The 18,834-nt window shown below is 65.8% G+C and carries 17 protein-coding genes; 8 read left to right on the forward strand and 9 right to left on the reverse strand.

Features of this window, described 5'->3' with window-relative positions; genetic code table 11:
* Positions 1 to 441: 441 nt before the first annotated feature.
* On the reverse strand, positions 442 to 1,770 hold the full coding sequence (locus ACTJLD_RS27835) for a tyrosine-type recombinase/integrase (protein ID WP_431641477.1): 1,329 nt from the start codon (positions 1,768 to 1,770) through the stop codon (positions 442 to 444).
* Between the two features lie 126 nt (positions 1,771 to 1,896).
* Here ACTJLD_RS27835 and ACTJLD_RS27840 point away from each other — a divergent pair, with 126 nt between their 5' ends.
* Positions 1,897 to 2,484, forward strand: a complete 588-nt coding sequence (locus ACTJLD_RS27840) for an IMPACT family protein (protein ID WP_431641476.1) — start codon at positions 1,897 to 1,899, stop codon at positions 2,482 to 2,484.
* 66 nt (positions 2,485 to 2,550) lie between these two features.
* Here the strand turns inward: ACTJLD_RS27840 and ppk2 are convergent, their stop codons facing one another.
* The 7 genes from ppk2 to ACTJLD_RS27875 all read right to left on the reverse strand — a co-directional run bounded on the left by ppk2 (position 2,551) and on the right by ACTJLD_RS27875 (position 10,174).
* Positions 2,551 to 3,501, reverse strand: a complete 951-nt coding sequence (ppk2, locus tag ACTJLD_RS27845) for a polyphosphate kinase 2 (RefSeq protein ID WP_027791391.1) — start codon at positions 3,499 to 3,501, stop codon at positions 2,551 to 2,553.
* An 88-nt stretch (positions 3,502 to 3,589) separates the two neighbouring features.
* Entirely contained in the window at positions 3,590 to 5,008 is a 1,419-nt protein-coding gene (locus ACTJLD_RS27850; protein ID WP_440660052.1) for an OmpW/AlkL family protein, read from the reverse strand.
* Positions 5,009 to 5,012: 4 nt separating this feature from the next.
* Positions 5,013 to 6,308, reverse strand: coding sequence for an HlyD family secretion protein (locus tag ACTJLD_RS27855; RefSeq protein WP_059696366.1), 1,296 nt, complete (start codon positions 6,306 to 6,308; stop codon positions 5,013 to 5,015).
* Positions 6,309 to 6,320: 12 nt separating this feature from the next.
* Complete coding sequence (locus ACTJLD_RS27860) at positions 6,321 to 7,325, reverse strand: hypothetical protein (RefSeq protein ID WP_440660054.1); 1,005 nt, start codon at positions 7,323 to 7,325, stop codon at positions 6,321 to 6,323.
* The gene (locus ACTJLD_RS27865; RefSeq protein ID WP_146253257.1) at positions 7,322 to 9,442 is read right to left on the reverse strand and encodes a peptidase domain-containing ABC transporter; all 2,121 of its coding nucleotides are present in this window, start codon (positions 9,440 to 9,442) and stop codon (positions 7,322 to 7,324) included. Before ACTJLD_RS27865 ends, ACTJLD_RS27860 begins: the two co-directional genes overlap by 4 nt.
* A 144-nt stretch (positions 9,443 to 9,586) precedes the next feature.
* Positions 9,587 to 9,772, reverse strand: a complete 186-nt coding sequence (locus ACTJLD_RS27870; protein ID WP_027791386.1) for a hypothetical protein — start codon at positions 9,770 to 9,772, stop codon at positions 9,587 to 9,589.
* 225 nt (positions 9,773 to 9,997) lie between these two features.
* Entirely contained in the window at positions 9,998 to 10,174 is a 177-nt protein-coding gene (locus tag ACTJLD_RS27875) for a hypothetical protein (protein WP_006479216.1), read from the reverse strand.
* A gap of 278 nt (positions 10,175 to 10,452) precedes the next feature.
* Here ACTJLD_RS27875 and ACTJLD_RS27880 point away from each other — a divergent pair, with 278 nt between their 5' ends.
* From ACTJLD_RS27880 to ACTJLD_RS27910, 7 genes are all read left to right on the forward strand, one after another.
* Positions 10,453 to 11,868 (forward strand): TolC family protein, encoded by a 1,416-nt coding sequence (locus ACTJLD_RS27880; protein ID WP_060085144.1) that lies wholly within the window; start codon positions 10,453 to 10,455, stop codon positions 11,866 to 11,868.
* Between the two features lie 492 nt (positions 11,869 to 12,360).
* A complete protein-coding gene (locus tag ACTJLD_RS27885; protein WP_440660057.1) occupies positions 12,361 to 13,398 on the forward strand; it encodes an aliphatic amidase in 1,038 nt (345 codons plus the stop codon).
* A 68-nt stretch (positions 13,399 to 13,466) separates the two neighbouring features.
* Positions 13,467 to 13,949 (forward strand): AmiS/UreI family transporter, encoded by a 483-nt coding sequence (locus ACTJLD_RS27890; protein ID WP_021159494.1) that lies wholly within the window; start codon positions 13,467 to 13,469, stop codon positions 13,947 to 13,949.
* Entirely contained in the window at positions 13,949 to 14,788 is an 840-nt protein-coding gene (locus ACTJLD_RS27895) for a CbbQ/NirQ/NorQ/GpvN family protein (RefSeq protein ID WP_440660060.1), read from the forward strand. The genes ACTJLD_RS27890 and ACTJLD_RS27895 overlap by 1 nt, the downstream gene beginning before the upstream one ends.
* A complete protein-coding gene (locus ACTJLD_RS27900) occupies positions 14,785 to 16,344 on the forward strand; it encodes a nitric oxide reductase activation protein (RefSeq protein ID WP_440660062.1) in 1,560 nt (519 codons plus the stop codon). The genes ACTJLD_RS27895 and ACTJLD_RS27900 overlap by 4 nt, the downstream gene beginning before the upstream one ends.
* A gap of 32 nt (positions 16,345 to 16,376) precedes the next feature.
* Positions 16,377 to 17,519 carry a transporter substrate-binding domain-containing protein gene (locus tag ACTJLD_RS27905; RefSeq protein ID WP_060194670.1) on the forward strand — a complete coding sequence of 381 codons (1,143 nt, stop codon included), beginning with the start codon at positions 16,377 to 16,379 and terminating at the stop codon, positions 17,517 to 17,519.
* Between the two features lie 6 nt (positions 17,520 to 17,525).
* On the forward strand, positions 17,526 to 18,137 hold the full coding sequence (locus ACTJLD_RS27910) for an ANTAR domain-containing response regulator (RefSeq protein ID WP_027791381.1): 612 nt from the start codon (positions 17,526 to 17,528) through the stop codon (positions 18,135 to 18,137).
* 37 nt (positions 18,138 to 18,174) lie between these two features.
* Here the strand turns inward: ACTJLD_RS27910 and ACTJLD_RS27915 are convergent, their stop codons facing one another.
* Entirely contained in the window at positions 18,175 to 18,624 is a 450-nt protein-coding gene (locus ACTJLD_RS27915; RefSeq protein WP_027791380.1) for a winged helix-turn-helix transcriptional regulator, read from the reverse strand.
* Positions 18,625 to 18,834 lie beyond the last annotated feature (210 nt).

The raw sequence follows: 18,834 nt of genomic DNA on the forward strand, positions 1-18,834 counted from the left end.
CCCGACAAGAGGCATCCGAGGCGCAAAAAATTTCATGCGCATTCGGACAATGCTGACCATCAGCGGCCAGCTTCACTACAGCTAAGCGGGTAGGGTGTATAGGCTGCAAGCAGCCGCAACCCAAATGGGTGTATTGGTGAAGCGCTTGGGTGTCTTGATACTTAAGCCGCAACCTGTGACAGAGCGGCAGACAGGATTCTACATCGATTTATTGGGGCATGGGGCTTCGAGCATCGTTGATCAATGCTCGCCGCCAAGAACACCAGGCTATATCATGCGCAAACGTGCCACGATCGTCAGAATCGCCGCACGCCAACGGCGCCCCTACTCGGTTCGGTCCGAACAGTTAGCGATATAGAAAGTGCCATAAATCGCGCAGCAGATGCCGATCAACCGCGCAACCCGATACAGAGCATCAGGCACCCCACCGGCAGTCGTGGCTTAGCCCTTCTCCGGCGACTCGAACGCGATCCCCGCTTGCTCTAACATCCAAGCTTCGATCTTGTCGTGCCACATACGAAGAAGATCCAGCGGACGTCGGCGATAGTGCTTCTCAGCGATGGCAGACGGCTTATGCCCCTGGATTTGAGCGACCACACCAACTGGGACATCGATCCATTCGGATAACGTACCAAATGATCGACGAAGTCCATGCAAAGTTACATGTGGCAACCCTGCATCACGTAACGCTAGCCGGTGCGCTAACCCTGGATCAGATACATAACCGGTTGCGGATCTCTGGCTGCGGAATACCCATGGCGACGAACCCGCTTCACTGCTCAAGCATTTGGCATCGCTCTCGTTTGCCAATTCTCTCAGCTCCCCCAGAAGCTCTGCCAGATAAGATGTAAGTGGTATGGTTCGCCCATCAACCTTCTCCACCTTGTCCGCGATCTTCAGACTTCTCCACTGAAAGTCGACGTCCTCCCAACGAAGGGCGGCCAGCTCCTCCCGACGAGCGCCAGTGATTAACAGTCCCTGAAAATAGACTGATAGAACACGGTTCGGAATTGACTGCACTGCCGCAAACCATCCCGACAGTTGCTCACGCTGTAAAACATCGCCATGCTTAGCATTTGACTTGGGAACAAGTTTCCGCACTGTACGCCCCCTATACGCATCCGAAGATACAAGACCAGCGTACTCGGGCTCATCCGCAGCCCACCGAATAAAAGCGCGCAGCATTCGATAGCCGAGACTTGCTACTGTCGGACGAACTTGGGTCTCAGCTTCGAGCCACACAGAAACGCGTCGCGCCGTCAGCTCGACCATGGGCACGGCCCGCAAAGATGCCAATACCCCTGGCTTCGTGTCACCTTTGCCGCGCAACTTGACCCTGCCCCCGACTGCCGAATGGCGAACGTGGTCCCGGTAAGTCCGCTCGCTCCATTGCGCCTTTCTGGCGCCGACGTATTGATCCCAAACCTCGCCCATCGTGACAACTTGCTGCCGCTTCTTGCGCTCCTGTGCCTCGTAGGCAACTCGCTGCTCCGCCCTCAACACGCGCGGATCCTTACCCTCATTGACAAGCGTCTTCATCCTCGCAGCTTCCGAACGCGCAGCCGCGAGATCCCATGTTCGCGGATCGCCAATCGTCAAACGAACCGTTTTCCCAAAAAGCCGGGATTCGAACACATATGCCCGTGCACCAGTTGACGTCACTCTCAATCCCAGCCCAGGCGCTTTCGCGTCCCAGTAGATCGTCTGCTTCTTGTTTTGGTCGCAACGAAATGCATCGACGCGCGCCACGGTAAAATTCTCTCGCTTCATTTAGCCCCGTCCATGTAGGCACCATGTAGGCAAATTATGCCCATTTAGGTCAACATCAATCAACACGGATTCAAGCAGGCGACTGCAAAAACCATTGATTTACTTAAAGTTTTACTCACCCGGACCATGATATACACGCTCGCGACCACACACATCCGGGAACTCGAGATCCGCAAGAGCCGCTTCATCGGGTTCGCGATCCCCGTCGACGATCGCGACGCCGCGATGCACGCGCTGCAGCGCCTGCGCGACGAGCATCCTGCGGCCACCCACGTATGCTGGGCGTTGCTGGCAGGTGGGCAGTCGGGCATGTCGGATGACGGCGAGCCGTCGGGCACCGCGGGCCGGCCGATTCTCGAAGTGCTGCGCCATCACGATCTCGACGGCGTGCTCGGCGCGGTCGTGCGCTACTACGGCGGCGTGAAGCTCGGCGCGGGCGGGCTGGTGCGGGCCTATACGGATGCGATCGCATCGGCGCTGCTCGACGCCGAGCGCGTCGAACGTGTCCGCTACACGCGGCTCGCGATCGAGATCGGCTACCCGGACGAGGCACGCGTGCGCCGCTGGATCGAACAGGCCGGATACGCGCTCGTGGACAGCGCGTACGGGATGACGGTGAAGCTCTCGATCAAGCTGCCGGAAAACGCCGAAGCCGCGGCAAGAACCGAGCTGTTCGACCTGACGCAAGGGCGCTCGGGATTTCCGGCGACGTGACGCGCGGGGAACGCGTCCGCGTTCCCCGCGTGGCCGGACGAATCCCGTCGCCGGTCAGTCGGTCATTCAGTAGGTATCGGGGACGATCATGTGGTCCGGCACCGGCCGGCGGATGTAGTCCTCGTGATGCTCGCGCGGCGGCAGGTCGATCGGTGCGTGCGGCACCTCGTGATACGGCACCTGCTGCAGCAGATGGTGAATGCAGTTCAGCCTCGCGCGCTTCTTGTCGACCGCCTGCACGACCCACCACGGCGCTTCCGGAATGTGCGTGCGAAGCAGCATCTCTTCCTTCGCGGCCGTGTAGGCTTCCCAGCGGCGGCGGCTCTCGAGATCCATCGGGCTCAGCTTCCATTGCTTGAGCGGATCCTCGATCCGGCTCTGGAATCGCACTTCCTGCTCGTGGTCGGTGATCGAGAACCAGTACTTGACGATCTGGATCCCGCTGCGCACGAGCATCTTCTCGAACTCGGGCACCGAACGGAAAAACTCCTCGTATTCGTCGTCGGTACAGAAGTTCATCACGCGCTCGACACCCGCGCGGTTGTACCAGCTGCGGTCGAACAGCACGATTTCGCCGCCGGCCGGCAGATGCGCGACATAGCGCTGGAAGTACCACTGCGTGCGTTCGCGGTTGTTCGGCGCCGGCAGCGCCGCCACGCGGCATACGCGCGGGTTCAGCCGCTGCGTGATGCGCTTGATCGCGCCGCCCTTGCCGGCCGCGTCGCGCCCCTCGAAAATGACGACGAGCCGGTGCCCCGTGCTCACGACCCAGTCCTGCAGCTTCACGAGTTCGCCCTGCAGGCGGAACAGCTCGCGGAAATACTGCTTGCGCGCTTCGCGCCGCTCCTGCGAAAACAGCAGGTCGTCGCTGTCGTCGAAGCGGCGATCGTCGAGCTCCATCTCGAGTTCTTCGTCGTAGGCGTCGACCAGGTCTTCCTCGAAGCGGCGCTGGCGCGCTTCCATCGATTCGAGATCGGTGCGGTTGTCGGTCTCGGTGCGGTTATCGTTGTCGCCCATGGGGCCTCCTTCCATCGTTGACGCAGCCAAACGCCGACATTATCCCAGCGTCGCGCGTCAAATTCATGAAAAAGGGCCGGCGCACCGGTCAGAAGCGGAACGCGAGCAGCACGCTCGCCAGCACGGGGTTCGCGGCAATATCGAACGTGTTCGACGCGAGCTGCCGGTTCGGCTGGTCGATATCCAGCGTAATCTTCGTACGTAACGGGATATAGGTCACCATGCCGGTGATCCAGAACTGGCGCGTGATCTGGTAGCTCGCGCCGACGGTGAACACCGGCTCCCACACGCTCTTCACCTTCGCCGACACGTTGGTCTTGCCTGACAGCAGCAGGTCGCCGCCGGCATCCCAGATCCGCTGGAACAGCGACGGGTCGAGCAGCAGCGACTGCAGGCTGCCGATGTCCGCGCCCGCCGCGAGCAGCCCGCCGAGCGACGCGAGCTTGCGCTGGAACACGGGATTCAGGTTCGTGTTCGTGAAGCGCGTATAGCTGACGCCGATGCCCGCGAACGGGCGGAAACGGTCGTCGCGCTCGCCGAGGTAATACTTGAACACGACGGACCCGAGCCACGCGCGCGTGGTCGCGAGCGGGTTGCTTTGCGTGTTCGCGAGATCGATCAGCGGAAAGCGCCCCTGGACGCCTGAAAAGATCCGGTCGAGCGGCAGCGCGATGCTGCCGTGCCCGCGCAGCGTCAGCACCGGCGGAATGCCCGCGCCGAGTTCGGCCGCCCAGTTCTCCGAGAAAAAATGCGTCAGCGTGAACGCCAGCGTGTTCGTGTTGCCGAGCGACAGCTGCGACCCCTGGTTCTCGAAGCTGTTCAGCCCGAGTGCGTCCGTGTGCGTCGTCACGGGCGTCGATCGGCCGGTCGTGCCGACGAAGTGCCAGCCGAGGCCGACCATGTTGCGGTCGTCGCCCATCAGCTGCGTCAGCAACGGCGGCGCCTGGGCGGCCGGCAGATCGGGCAGCCGCGACGGATCGACCGGATGCAGTTCGTACGGCATCCGGTCGGCATGGACGACGCCGGGCGCCGGCATGTCGCTCGCCGCCGCGTCGCGCGGCGCGGCCGGATCGCAGCCGCCAACGACGCCACCGGCGCCGCCGTCGTCGAAGCCGATGCCGTCGGCGCCGTCGTCGGGCGCTGCCGCGCATGCGCGCCCCGCCCCGCCGGTTCGCTGGCCAAGCGTGATCTTGCGCGCCGTCAACGGGACGGCGTCGGGTTGCGGCCCGTCGGCCGCTTCTCCGTGCCTGCCGAGCCTGCCGTGCCCGTCGCGCGACGGCCCCGCGTCGGTCGCCCATGCACTCGCATCGAACCCGTCCGCGTCACCGCCCGGCCAGAAGCCGATCCCGTCGGCGCCGGCCTGCCAGCGTGGTTCGGCGTCCGCGTCCGGCTGCGGCGCGCCATGCGCGGCGGCCGCGCACGCGAACAGCGTCGCGCCGAGCCAGCGCGACAGCGGACGCACGGCGCCCGGCCGCGCACGGCGGCGGTACGTGTCCCGGCTCGCCATCGGCTCAGGCCGGCACGCCGAACAGGCGTTGACGGATGCGGTACAACGGCTCGAACAGCCATTCGAGCAGGCTGCGCCGCTCCAGCACGATGTCGGCCTTCAGCATCATCCCGGCCCGCAGCGACAGCGGCCGCCCTTCGAACGCCGGCGTGCGGTCGGCCAGCTCGACCCAGGTCTTGAAGTAGGTCTGCGGCGTGGCGGCATCGCCCGGCAGGTTCAGCTCCTTCGCGGAAAACGCGACGGGCGAGATCGACAGCACCTTGCCGCGATACGTGCCGAACTTCTCGACCGGATAGCTTGCGTACGCAACCTTCACCTCCTGCCCCTTCTTCACGAAGCCGGCCTTCGACGACGGAATGTAGACCTCGGCGATCAGCCCGTCCGCCTTCGCGGGCAGGATCTCGACGACGCGCGTACCCGGCGGGTCGATCACGCCGCCCTGCACGACGTCGAGCCGCACGATCTGCCCGTCGGCCGGCGCGTACAGCACCTGGTTCACGTTCTCGTCGATGTTGTATTCCTTCGCGTTCAGCTCCTCCTGCTTGATCTTCAGTTCCGCGTTCGCACCGTCGTACTTGCTCTGCATCGTGTCGAGGTCGCCGCGCAGCTTCATCGCATTCTTCGCGAGCTCGGCGCGGCGCAGCAGCAGGTCCTGGTACGCCTGCCCGGCCTGCAGGTACTGCGTGTTGACCTGGTTGTACTGCTCGAGCGTCACGACCTGTTCGTCGAGCAGCTGCTTCACGCGTGCGCGCCGTTCGCCGTACTCGTCGACGATGCGCTTCTGGTCCTGGATCTGCCGGTCGATCAGCCCGCGGCTCTCGCCCTGCGCGGCGATCTGCTGGTTGATCTGCTGTACCGACGACCGGTATTCGAGGCGTGCCGCGTCGATCTGCTGCGTGACCTCGACGCGCTGCCGGTCGAGCGCCGCACGCATCCCCTGCACGTTGTTCGCCTGGCTCACGAAGCTCGTGTCGCGCGTCACCGCCAGCAGCCGCTGGCCGGCCTTCACGTGCTGGTCCTTGCCGACGTAGACGTCGCGCACGGCCCAGCCCGGCGGCGCGCTGACACCGATCAGCCCCGAGCGCGGCGTCAGCATCCCCGATACGCTCTCGGTGTTCGCGTAGCTCAGTTCGACGAGCGCGGTCACGAACATCGCGAACATCGCGAGCGACAGGTAGCAGAAGAAGCGCATCGACACCGGCACGTCGACGACACCGTGGATCACGGTGCCGAAGGTCGTGCCGCGCGCGAGCTTGCGCGACGGCTTGTGTTCTCGGAGGGCGGAGTTCCAGGTCGGCATGGGGCAGGCTCGTCAGGAGCGACGCCGCGCGGCCGCATCGAGCAGCGGCGTCGGCATCAGGTAAGGCGTGAAGTGTTCCCAGAAATGCCACTGCTCGGGCTGCCGCACGAGCGCCTGTTCGAGACGGTCGACGATGCGCTGGTGCGTGGCGCGCACCGGCGACGCGTCGTCGTCCGCGCCGAGCATCGGCGCGAGCGGGCTGGCCGCCAGCTCGGTGAAATGCACCGCGCAGCGATCGCGGAACGGCACGCCCGTCGCATACGCGACGAGCAGCGGAATCCCCTGCTCGACCGCGAGCTTCACGCCGCCGCCGGCCATCCGCACCCATCGGCCGCCGAGCCGGCAGCGGTTGGTCTTGCCGAACTTGCCGTGCAGGTCGGAGAACAGCAGGAACACGGGCGCCTCGCGCCGCAGGCTCGTGATCAGCCGCCGCAGGTGCACGCGCTCCTCGATGTCGATGAACTCGACTTCGCCGGCACCGTATTCGGCGACGAGCCGCAGCGCATCGTCGAAGAACGCGCCGGGTGCATCACGGTGCAGGATCACCATCAGCTTGCGGTCGTCGGGGATCATGAAGCGCAGCTTCGTGACGAACAGCATCAGGTTGCCGAAGTGCAGCCCCGCGAGCATCAGCGGGCCGCCGCGCGCGAGTGCCGCCCGCAGCTGCTCGTCGCCTTCGCACGCCATCCCGTCGATCATCGACTTCATCGATTCGAGGCTGTGCGTGCGCAGCTTGAGCCCCGCGAATTCCGCTTCGAACAGTTCGCGCACGATCGCCGCCGAGACGTCCCGCACGCGTCGCGGATCGTCGTTCAGGTGCGCCCTCAGCATGTATGCGACCGCGCGCTCGATCGACTCGCGAATGCACGGAAAGCAGCGCAGGCAGGCGCCCGAGCACCAGCGCATCAGCCGCAGCCCGCGCGCCGGCGACGTGCGCAGCGCGACGGCCCGCACCGCGCGCCGCACCAGGAACGCATACGAGAAAGGATTGAGCAGGAAGAGTCGCCCGAGCATCACCGTGCCTCCTCGGCCGCGCGCCACGCATCGGTCGCGTCGGTCAATACGCCGTCGTGCATCTGGTAGATCCGGTCGACCATCGACAGGATCGACGCGTCGTGCGTGACGAGCACGATCGTGCACGGCAGCGTCAGCACGTTGCGGCAGATCTCGTGGGTCGTCGCCTGATCGAGGTTCGACGAGAATTCGTCGAGGATCAGCAGGCGCGGCTCGCAATACAGCGCCCGCGCGATCAGGAGCCGCTGCATCTGCCCGGCCGACAGGAATTTCTGCGTATCGCCGAGCGGCGTGTCGTAGCGATGGTCGAGCCGCTCGATCTCGTCGTGGATGCACGCGAGCTTCGCCGCGTCGAACATCGCGCCGATGCGCGGCGCGGGCGCGAAGTTCGTGATGTTGTCGCGGATCGTGCCGCGAAACAGCTGGTCGGACTGCGTGACGGCCGCGAGATGCTTGCGGTACTGCCGCAGGTTCACTTCCGCGAGATCGACGCCGCCGACGAACAGCGTGCCGGGCTCCGGCCGCACGAGCCCGCAGATCAGGTTCAGCAGCGTCGTCTTGCCGCTGCCGGTGCGGCCGACGATCGCGATCTTGCTGCCGGCCGGCACGTCGAGCGCGATGTCGCGCAGGATCGGGCGGTTGCCGCCCTTCGGCGTGTACGACAGCGCGCGGATGGAGAGCGTGCCGTCGAAACCGTCGACGGGCCGCACGACCGCGTCCGGCGCGGGTTCCTCGGTCTCGGTCTGCAACACGTCGGCGACGCGGTCCATGTGCACCTGCAACACCTTGCGGCGCACGTAGAGCTGGATCGAATCGATGAACTTGTCCGCGAACAGGTTCTTGTACTGGATGAACGCGTAGATCACGCCGATCGTGCTCTGCCCGTGCATGACGAGCCACGCGCCGTATGTGACGATCACGAGCTGCTCGACGTGCACGATCCCCTTCGACACCGCATCGAACAGCAGTTGCAGCCGCTCCTGCTGGCGCATCGCCTGCAGCTTCTGCGTGAACGCGTTGACCCACAGGCTGCTGCGCGCGGTTTCGGCCGACAGCAGCTTGATCGAGTGCGCGGAGCGGATGTTCTCGATCAGCAGTGCGTCGGCTTCCGCGCCGCGCGTGAGGATCTGCGACATCGCGTCCTGCAGCTGCGGCTGGATCGCGAGCCGGCTGAGCGCGAACAGCACCATCCCGGCCAGGCTGATGCCGGCCAGCACCGGGCTGTAGTACAGCATCAGCACGAGCGTCAGCGTGCAGGTGACGATATTGAGCAGCCCGCCGACCAACCCGTCGACGAGAAACCGCCCGACCTCCGACACCGACGACACGCGCGAGATCGAATCGCCGGTGTTGTGGAACAGGAAATAGCCGATTGGCAGCCGCGCGAGATGCCCGACCATGTTCGCCGACAACTGCTGCGACACGATGTTGCGCAGGTAGCTCTTGATGTTGCCGACGAGGTTCGCGTAGAGCGTGTCGAACAGGAACACGATCGCGAACAGGATCGTCAGCAGGTACAGGATGTCGACGTCGGTCTTCTTCAGCGCCTCGTCGATCGTCAGTTGCACGTACGACGGGCCGAGCAGCAGCAGGAACTGCGCGGCGACGCCGCCCGCGATGCCGATCGCGAGGCTCTTGCGGATGCCGGTCAGCCCTTCGAGGTAGTCGCGCAGCCGGATCCGGTCGGCCCGCCCCGCCCGCGTGAAGCCGATATCGGGATTCAGTTCGAGCGCGTAGCCCGTGATGTGCGTGAGCGCCTGCGCGAGCGGCAGCTTCGTTTCGCCGAGCGCCGGATCGACGATGTGCACGCTGCCGTAGCCGACCTTCGTCAACACGACATAGTGGTTCATCCCCCAGTGCAGGATGCACGGCGTCTTGAGCGCGTCGAGTTCGCCCGCGTCGAACTGCAGCCCGCGTGCGCGCAGGCCGAGATCGTTCGAGATCTCCATCAGGTCGAAGAACGACAGCCCGGAATCGATCCGGACCGGATAGCGGTTGCGCAGCGTGCGCAACGTCGTTTCGCGCCCGTGCCACGACGCGATCATCGCGAGGCAGGCCAGGCCGCACTCCGTCACCTCGTCCTGCAGGACCGGACGGACTTTACGCGTATTGAAGAGCATGGTCGGGCACCCGAGGCGCGACGACACGCCGCCCGGGCCTGCCGATGCGGGCCCGTGGCGGGTCGTGCGCGATACGCAAGGGCACAGCCGGCACGCTGCCGGCTGCGACGGAAGACCGGTGTTACCGGCCGCCTGGCGGGCCGCTCAGCGCGACGAGCCGAGCGACATCCGGAACTGTTCGACGGCGCGGGTCTGGTACTGGGTCATCAGGCCCTGCAGCGTGGTCCCGATCGACTGGTTGACGAGATCGACCGTGTAGGCGGCCGAATTGGAGTAAAGCGACGCGCCGCCGCGAATCTGGCGGGCCTGTTCTTCCGTGATGTCTCGCATTTGTTGTGGCCTTTATATTGTCGGAATGCCCGCCACCGTCAGCCAATTGCAATCTCAATGGCCGTTAACTTTATTACGGGGATAATCTGGCACTCCCGCCTCCTGATAATCGCCCGAACCGGAAATAATGCATTCCGGATTCGCTTTATTGCCACTTCGGCGATCGATTCTTTTCCTTCTGTATCGCAGCATTTCGCGCGGGGGGCGCCTCCCCGCGCACGGCGGTTACTTGCCGGTGTTATTGAACGTCTTCGGGTTCTGCAGGTAATTGCCGAGGCTCGGCAGGAACTGGCCGAGCGCGGTCACCACCGGCGCGGCGTCAACGGCGAGGCTACCCAGCGAGCTGATCGCACCGCCGCCATGCACATTCCTGACCTGTTCCGTCGTCATGACCTTCATCATTCTCTCCTCGTAAAAAATAAAGATGATGCAAAGAACCTTCATTGAAAGACAAACGGCTTTTAATCCCTAGCGACTTGTTAATCTAATAATCACTGCGATTACGAGCCGAAATCAGGCTATCATGCGGGCGCATCGGAATTCAATGGAGGACACACTCTTACAGGCGCGTTTTCCGGTGCGCCACGGATGGCAGGCATTCATTCTGTTTGAATTTCAATTTCAATACGTTTAAATCCCGCCGCGATGCATTGCGGCACGGGCAGGAGACGGAGACGGCCATGTTTGAAACGAGGCGCGCGAATTACGGATCGGCGACGCGGAATTCGGGTAATTCCCTATCAAGTTTTACGACTAGGTGGAATCCCCGACTTGCAACCGTGACATTGTTCGCTGTAACGATAGCCGGCCTGTCGGCGAACGCGCGCGCGTTCTGCCTCGACACCGCCTACCAGTACGCGGTCGTGCACGATCCGCGCTACCTGCAGGCGCGCAGCGAATACGATGCGGCCCGCCAGAAATTCCCCGAAGCACGCGCGCAGATGTTGCCGCAGGCCGCCGCGCAACTCGAATGGGGACGCTACGGTACGCACGCGAACCTGTTCGGCATCGACGTCAGCGGATCGAGCAATGCCGCATACGGTTCCGCGCAGGTCACGCAGGCGCTGTTCAACGTGCCCTACCTGTACGACATGCGGCGCGCGACCGAGTACGAGGAATCGGCGAAACAGAAACTCGAAGTCGCGAAGCAGGACCTGATCCTGCGCGTCGCGAACGCGTGCTTCGACCTGCTGAGCGCGCGCGAGAAACTGCAGTCGGCCGACGACGAAGTGAACGCGCTCACCCGGCTCGAAAGCGATACGCGACGCATGGCACAGCTCGGCATGAAGACGATCGGCGACACGGCCGAAATCGAGGCGCGCCGCAGTCTTGCGCAATCCGACGAAGCCCTCGCGCAAACCGACGTGGACGCGCGCCGCGCGCGCTACGAGACGCTGCTCGGTTCGACGATCGATTTCTCGCGCTGGCCGCGGCTCGCGATGCGCGGCTCGTCGCCGCGCATTCCGTCGGGCGAATACGCGCCGCAGGACAACCCCGCGTACCGGCAGGCGTACCGCGACGTCCAGGTCGCGCGGCTCGCCGCGAAGCGCGTCAGCGCCGAGCACTTGCCGACCGTCGACCTGTTCGCGTCGTATTCGCGCGGGCTCAACCCGAACCTGCGCGGGCTCACCGATCGCTCCGACTTCCATCAGAGCGCGGTCGGCGTGCAGGTGACGATCCCGATCTTCTCGGGCGGCAGCGTGTACTACCGGCAGGTGGAAGCCGAGCACGTGACCGAGCAGTACCGCAACCGGCTGCGCGAAGTCGAGGAGCAACTGGGCACCGATCATCGCGAGGCGCTGTCCGCGCTCGAATCGGTCGGCAAGCGCATCCGCGCGCTGCAGCAGTCGCTGCAGGCCGCGCGGCTCGCATACGATTCGTCGATGAAGGCGCATCAGGTCGGTTACAGCACGACGTACGAAACGCTGAACCTGCGGCGCGACATCTCGGGTATCCGGCAGAAGCTGTTCGACAGCTATCTCGATGCGCTGAAGCTGCAGCTGAAGCTGAAAAGCGTGCTCGGCACGCTCGACGAGCAGTCGTTGATCGCGGTGGACAGCTTTCTCGAAAGCAATGCGGTGAGCGAGCGCGGTTAAGCGTAGTTGAGCGTGGGTCGGCGCGCATCGCGCATCGGCATCGCGCAAAAAGGTTGTACACGCAACCTTGATGGCCGATGCCGACGCGCCGGCCGGCCGATCCATCGAAGCCGGCGCGGAACGACAATGCGCCGTCGTTCACGCAAGCGTACGTCCGACCCCGCTCGATCGCGCGGCGCAATACACGATCCCGGGCGCACGCCGCGCCCTCACCGCGTGCAGGGGTATACGCGATGTTGCGTCCAAAAAAAACTTTGCCTAGAGTGCATCCCATCGATCCGGCGGACAAAGACGTCCCACGATCGTGCGCAGCGCGCGCCCGCTAGCCCGCGCTTCGCCGGCCCCGTTTCGGGCCGCCCATCCGCATTCCCGTTATCCGACAGCGTTGTCGGATGAACGGACCGGCAAAGAAGCCCTTGCCTCGCTCGTCGAGGCAAGGGCTTTTTTTTGTCTTTCGAAAACGCACGTCTTCACCCGAACCAGGAGCACACCATGCGTCATGGCGATATTTCCAGCAGCAACGACGCCGTCGGCGTCGCCGTCGTCCAGTACAAGATGCCGCGCCTGCATACGCGCGCCGACGTGATCGCGAACGCCCGCGAAATCGCGGAGCGCGTGGTCGGCATCAAGCGCGGCCTGCCCGGCATGGACCTCATCGTGTTTCCCGAGTATTCGACGCACGGGATCATGTACGACGCGAAGGAGATGTATGACACCGCATCGACGATCCCCGGCGAGGAAACCGACATCTTCGCGGCCGCGTGCCGCAAGGCGAACGTGTGGGGCGTGTTCTCGCTGACCGGCGAGCGCCACGAGGAACACCCGGACAAGGCGCCGTACAACACGCTCGTGCTGATCAACAACCAGGGCAAGATCGTGCAGAAGTACCGCAAGATCATGCCGTGGGTGCCGATCGAAGGCTGGTATCCGGGCGACTGCACGTACGTCGCCGAAGGGCCGAAGGGGCTGAAGATCAGCCTGATCATCTGCGACGACGGCAACTACCCGGAGATCTGGCGCGACTGCGTGATGCGCGGCGCCGAGCTCGTCGTGCGCTGCCAGGGCTACATGTATCCGGCGAAGGACCAGCAGGTGCTCGTGTCGAAAGCGATGGCGTTCATGAACAACTGCTACGTGGCAGTCGCGAATGCGTCCGGATTCGACGGCGTGTACTCGTATTTCGGCCACTCGGCGATCGTCGGCTTCGACGGCCGCACGCTCGGCGAATGCGGCGAGGAAGAGAACGGCGTGCAGTACGCGGAGCTGTCGGTGAGCCTGATCCGCGACGCGCGCCGCAACATGCAGTCGCAGAACCACTTGTACAAGCTGCTGCACCGCGGCTACACGGGCAAGATCGGTTCCGGCGAATCGCCGAACGGCGTCGCGCAATGCCCGTTCGAGTTCTATGCGAACTGGGTGAACGACCCGGACGGCACGCGCCAGGCCGTCGAACGCCTGACACGCGCGACACCCGGCACGCCCGAATGCCCGATCGACGGCATTCCGTCCGAAGCGCCCGCGCATCGCTGAACCCGCGCCCCGCCCGGCCGTTCGCGCTGCCTGCGCGAACGGCGCCGTCTCACTCTGGAGCCTTCATCATGCTCGGTGTCGCTCTCTTTTTCATCGGCGCGGTGCTGGTCGTCAACGGCGTCGCGCTCACCGGCCGCATCGAACCGCGCGACGCGGCCGGCCTGAACCTGCTCGTCGGACTGCTCGCGCTGCTGATCAACCTCGCCGGCCTCGTGCAGGCGTCGGCGCCGCCGCAGTTTTTCTCGAGCGCGGGCGGGCTGCTGTTCGCGTTCACGTACCTGTATCTCGCCGCCGTCCAGTGGCGCGGGCTGCAAGGCGCCGGCCTCGGCTGGTATTGCCTGTTCGTCGCGATCAGCGCACTCGTCTATGCGGGCACGTCGAGCGACGCGCGTTTCGGGGCGATGTGGCTGCTGTGGTCGAGCCTGTGGTTCCTGTTCTTCGTCGCGCTCGGGCTGAAGCGGACCGTGCGCTTCCTGCCCGGCTATACGATCGCGATCGGCGTCGGCACCTGCTGGCTGCCCGGCATGCTGATGATGACGGGGAGGTGGTAATGAGCGCACGCGATACGCCGCTGGCCACCGATCCGCTCGCCGGGCACCGCATCGCCGATGTGCCGTTCTACCAGCCGGCCGGTGCCGAGGCCGACTGGTTCGAGACGGCCTGCCGCCATCACCTGCCGGTCCTGCTGAAAGGGCCGACCGGCTGCGGCAAGACGCGTTTCGTCGAATACATGGCGTGGCGCATGGGCCTGCCGCTGATCCAGGTCGCGTGCAACGACGACACGTCGGCGGCCGACCTGACGGGCCGCCACCTGCTCGACGCCGACGGCACCTACTGGGCCGACGGGCCGCTCACGCTCGCGGCACGGCATGGCGCGATCTGCTATCTCGACGAGATCGTCGAGGCGCGCCCCGACGCGACGGTCGTGATCCACCCGCTGACCGATTCTCGGCGCGTGCTGCCGCTCGACCGGCTCGGCGAAGTCGTGCATGCGCATCCGGATTTCCATCTGGTGATCTCCTACAACCCCGGCTATCACGGCGAGCACCGGCGGCTGAAGCCGTCGACGCGGCAACGTTTCGTCGCAATCGACTTCGGCTATCCGGATGCAGCGCACGAGGCCGACGTCGTCGTGCGCGAAAGCGGCGCCGACCGCGAAACCACGCGCCGGCTCGTCGATCTCGCGCAGCGCACGCGGGCGCTGGCGCAGGCAGGCAACGGGCTCGACGAAGGCGCGTCGACTCGCCTGCTCGTGCACGCGGCAAGGCTGATCGTCGCGGGGCTCGCGCCACTCGATGCCTGCCGGATCGCGATCAGCGACGCGGCGACCGACGACGCCGACACGCGTGCCGCGTTGCAGACGATGGCCGCCGCGTACTTCGCGACATGAGCGCACTGCCACTCGCCCGCTTCCTGCACGGGATGACCGCGCACGAGACCGACGTGCGCCTCGACGACGCGGCGCCGCGCGCGACGCTCGGCCATGCCGCGCTGCGCGTGCCCCGTGCGTTGCCGCCCGATGCGCGCATCGCGGCGGCCGCGCACGCGCTGGCTCACTGGCGGCACTCGCCGTCCGGCGAGCCGGCCGACACGCTGACGCAGATCGGTTCGGCCGTCGCCGGCGTGATCGAGGATGCGCGCGTCGAGGCGCTGCTGGCCCGCGAATGGCCGGGGCTCGCAACGTTCTGGGCGCCGGCGTTCGCACCGATCGGCCGTGAAGGGCTCACGTTCGGCTGCCTGTGCGCGCGGCTCGCGAAAGCGTTGTTCGATCCGTCGTATCGCGACGGCAACCCGTGGGTCGACAAGGGCGCGCAGCTGTTCGCCGAGCGGCGCGACACGCTCGACGATTACCGTGCGTTTCGCACGATTGCGTCGAGGCTCGCGAACGATCTCGGCCAGATGCGCGTGCGCTTCGAACCCGACGACGGCGCATGGCTGCCCTATCGCGACGACAACGCGTGGCTGTGGGCGCAGCCGGCCACCGCGGCGGCCGAACAGGCGGGCAACGACGGCGTCGAGATGTCGGCCTCGACCGGCGGCCACAGCGACGAGCGCGACGACGCACCGCCGTCCGCACCCGATGCGCCGCACTATCCCGAGTGGAATTGCCACACGCAGCGCGAACGACGCGACTGGACAACGATCGTCGAACGCGCGCCCGCCACGTCGGCGCCGCCGCCGTCGCTTTCCGCACTGATCGACGCCGACCGGCGCGCGGCAAAGCGAATGCCGGCCGCGCGCGCATCGGAGCTGCTGCGGCGCGTGGGCCGCCAGCTCGACGGCGATGCGCTCGACGTCGATGCGGCGATCGCCGCACGCATCGCCCGGTGCGCCGGGCACGCGCCCGATCCGCGCGTGTTCCGTCGCCGCGTGCCGCACGACGCGCGCGGGCCCGTGCTGATTCTGCTCGACCTGTCGGCGTCGACGGCCGCGCAGGTCGCCACGCTCGAGAAACGCGCGGCGTTCGTGCTCGGCGACCTGTTCGACCGGCAGCGGCGCCGCTGGGCCGTGCACGGCTACACGTCGGACGGACGGCATCGCGTGTACTACGCGCGCTTCAAGGATTTCGGCGAAGCGTTCGACGCCGGCCGCCGCGCGGCGCTGCTCGCGGCCGACAGCGGGATGAGCACGCGCACGGGCGCGGCACTGCGGCATGCGCTGGCCTTGCTGCGCCGCGAAGCCGCGAGCGCGCGGGCCGCCGTGCTGCTGATCGGCGACGGCGAAGCCGCCGACGTCGACGTGTTCGACCCACGCTACCTCGTCGAAGATGCGCGTCACGCGGCACGCCTGGGCCGGCGGCGCGGTGTCGCGATTGCCGGTCTGTCGTTCGGCGAGCCGCCCGGGTTGTCTACAATACTTGGCGTCGGCCCGCGCTGCGTGCACGCGGCGAACGGCGACGCATTGCCGGCCGTCGTCGCGCACGCGGCCGGACGACTGACCGCGTGACGGCCCCACCCGGAAGAGACAGGAACGACCGAATGAACAGTGTGAAGGTTGGCGTATTGTTCTCGCAGAGCGGATGCACGTCGCACCTTGGCCGGAGCCAGTTGCGCGGCACGCTGCAGGCGATCGCCGAGATCAACGAAGCGGGCGGCGCGAACGGCTGCGAGATCGTGCCCGTCGTGCACGACGCCTGTTCGGACCCGGCCGTCTATGCGCGGCTCGCCGAGGAACTGATCGCCACCGAGCGCGTGAACGTGCTGTTCGGCGGATACATGTCGAGCAGCCGCAAGGCGCTGATTCCGATCGTCGAGAAGTGGGACAAGCTGCTGTTCTACCCGACGCTCTACGAAGGCTTCGAGTTCTCGCCGAACGTGATCTACACAGGTGCGGCCCCGAACCAGAACAGCGTGCAGCTCGCTGCGTTCATGACCGCGCAGTTCGGTGCGCGCGTGTATCTCGTCGGGTCCGACTACATCTACCCGTACGAGTCGAACCGCATCATGATCGACCTCGTCACGCAGCATCCGGAAGGCCAGATCCTCGGCGAGGTCTACATGCCGCTCGTCGCGTCCGAGCAGGATTTCGCGGCGGTCGTCGAGGACATCCGCGCGAAGGCGCCCGACTTCGTGTTCAGCACGCTCGTCGGCGACAGCACGGCCGCGTTCTACCGTGCGTATGCGCAAGCCGGTCTCGATGCACGCAGGATGCCGATCGCGAGCCTGACGACCTCCGAGATCGAGCTCGGTCAGATGGGCGCGGCCGCGGCCGGCCACTACACGTCGTCGCCCTACTTCCAGACCATCGATTCGGACGTGAACCGGCGCTGCATCGCGCAGCTCAAGGCGCGCTTCGGCGACGACGCGAACGCCTCCGCGCCGTGGGAAGCCGCGTATTTCCAGGTTCACCTGTTCGCCAATGCACTCGCGCGCGCCGGCACCGACCAGCGCGACCGCCTCGTCGAACATCTCGCTGACGCGGAATTCGACGCGCCGCAGGGCCGCGTGAAGATCGACCGGCTCACGCAGCACACGTGCCTGTACCCGCGCATCGGCTGCGCGACGGCCGACGGCAATTTCACGATCGTGCGCGAAGCGACGCGGCGCGTGCATCCCGATCCGTACCTCGTCACGCATTCGCTCGGCGACCGCGTGCACGCGCCCGACGAACAGAAGGCGTAACCGACGATGCGCGCCCGCACCCCGATCCGCTCGACGCCGCGCCTGCTCGCCGAACTGCGCTCGCTGCGCGTGATGGTGTACTACCCGGATGACGACAACGGCCTGCTGCTCGTCGAGCAGCTCTCGCGCATCGGTTGCCCGAGCGAGCAGCGCTGGCCGCCGCCCGCCGCGCTGCCGGAGAGTGTCGACCTCGTGATCCTCGCGGTCCGGCCCGACCTGCTGCACCTGTCGATCCCATGGCTCGAGGACGATGCGCGGCCGCCGCTCATCGCCGTCACGACCTACGAAAGCCCGACGATCCTCGAACTGATGCTGCGAATCGATGCGCAGAGCGCGGTAACGACGCCGGTGCGTTCGTTCGGCCTGTTGAGCGCGATGGCGCTCGCGTGTCACCAGAGCCGGCGGCACGACGAATACCGGCGCCGCATCGCGCAGCTGGAACAGCGCGTGATGTCCGCGCGCACGCTGCAGGAAGCGAAGACGCTGCTGATGCAGCACAACGCGATCAGCGAGGAAGAGGCATATCAGCAGATCCGCTCGCAGGCGATGGAGCGGCGCATCTCGATCAACCAGCTCGCCGAGCAGATCGTGCACGCGCATGCGCTGTTGAAGCGGTAACGCGGACGCGATCGCCGATCGCCGCACGTCAGGCGCGTCAGTCCGGCGGCGGCAACACGACCGTGTCCTCCGGCCCGAGCACGCGCCCGTCCTGCGAACGCAGCTCGAGCTTCCTGACGGGCAGCCCGGTCTTCCGGTCGACGAGCAGCACGTGCGCCTCGTCGGGTTCGAAGAAGAAATCCTCGCCCCACTGCCGCAATGCGACGAGCAGCGGAAACAGGCCGCGCCCTTTCTCGGTCAGCACGTATTCGTGATGCGCGCCGCCGTCCGCGGCCGGCACGATGTCCATGATCCCGTGCGCGACCAGGTTGCGCAGACGCGCGGCCAGGATGTTCTTGGCCAGCCCGAGGTTCTTCTGGAATTCGCCGAAGCGGCGCAACCCGTCGAACGCGTCGCGGACGATCAGCAGCGACCACCAGTCGCCGATCGCGTCCAGCGGGCGGGCAACGCCGCAAAGGGAATCTTCGTGCGTGGTTCGTCTGTTCATCGATGCATGAGGCAATGCCGTTCCGGGAATGCGGCCGGAACGGCGGTTACGCTCGTTGAAATGAATGGTTGCAATATAAAACTCGTCACACGAAAGATCAATCGCGCGGGGCTCGACTGTTCCCGATCGATGAACGCCATGGCCGATTCGGGTCTCATTGGCACTTCAGTTCGTACATCTGGCCTATAAATTCCGGCATTTCCCCGTTCC

The organism is Burkholderia sp. 22088, from assembly GCF_052045915.1.
GTDB lineage: Bacteria > Pseudomonadota > Gammaproteobacteria > Burkholderiales > Burkholderiaceae > Burkholderia > Burkholderia cepacia.